This is a genomic window from Mycobacterium sp. TH-M106, assembly GCF_057473765.1.
In genome coordinates, this window is the sequence record NZ_JBYCLE010000238.1 from 1 (window position 1) to 1,119 (window position 1,119).

The following is a 1,119-nucleotide window of genomic DNA, read 5'->3' on the forward strand; positions in this document are numbered from 1 at the left end:
GGCCGCACACGCCGGTGCTCGCCCGCAACGTGGTGTGCACCTCGCAACCGCTCGCCGCCCAGGCGGGCCTGCGGATGCTCGCCGACGGCGGCAACGCGGTCGACGCGGCCATTGCCACCGCGATCGCCCTCACCGTGGTGGAGCCGACCATGAACGGCATCGGGTCGGATGCCTTCGCCATAGTCTGGGACGGCCGGGAGCTGCACGGTCTGAACGCGTCCGGGCGATCCCCGGCCGCGTGGACGCCGGAGTTCTTCGGCGGCAACGACGTTCCGCTGCTCGGCTGGAACTCCGTCACCGTTCCCGGCGCCGTGTCGGCGTGGACCGAACTGCACGCAAAGTTCGGCCGACTGGATTTCGGACGGCTATTCGGGCCGGCGATCAGCTACGCACGCAATGGATTCCCGGTGTCGCCTACGGTCGCGGCGCAGTGGGACGCGCAGGTTCCGATTCTCGAGTCCCAGCCGGGGTTCGCTGAGGTGTTCATGCCCGGCGGGCGGGCACCGAAACCCGGTGAACTGGTGACGCTGCCCGATCACGCGGCCACGCTGGAGAAGATCGCGGCGACCCGTGGCGAGGCGTTCTACCGCGGCGAGCTGGCGGCGAAACTGGAAGCGCATGCCGCGGCGCACGGCGGCGCGATGCGGGCCGAAGACCTGGCCGCCCACCGCGCCGACTGGGTCGGCACGATCGAAAAAACCTATCGCGGCTTCACCGTGCACGAGATCCCGCCCAACGGCCAGGGAATCGTCGCGCTGATCGCGCTGGGCATCCTCGAACAGTTCGACCTGGCTTCGGCACCGGCCGATTCCGCTGACAGCGTGCACCTACAAATCGAGGCGGTGAAGTTGGCGTTCGCCGACACGCAGGCATATGTCGGCGACGCCGATCAGCTGCCGGTGCGGCCCGACCAGTTACTCGATCCCGAGTACCTGCGGCGGCGAGCCACGCTGATCGACCGCACGCAGGCCAAGCCGGTATCCGCCGGAACGCCGCGCGGCGACACCGTCTACCTCACCGCTGCCGACGCGTCCGGGCAGATGGTGTCGATGATCCAGTCCAACTATCTCCCGGGATTCGGCTCCGGGGTGGTGGTGCCGGGAACCGGCATCTCGTTGC

1 protein-coding gene is annotated in these 1,119 nt (G+C 69.2%); it reads left to right on the forward strand.

Annotated features, from left to right (window positions below; genetic code table 11):
- Positions 1-1,119 (forward strand): gamma-glutamyltransferase family protein (locus AC2VOP_RS08350; RefSeq protein WP_486960528.1); only part of this gene is annotated, 1,119 nt, incomplete at both ends.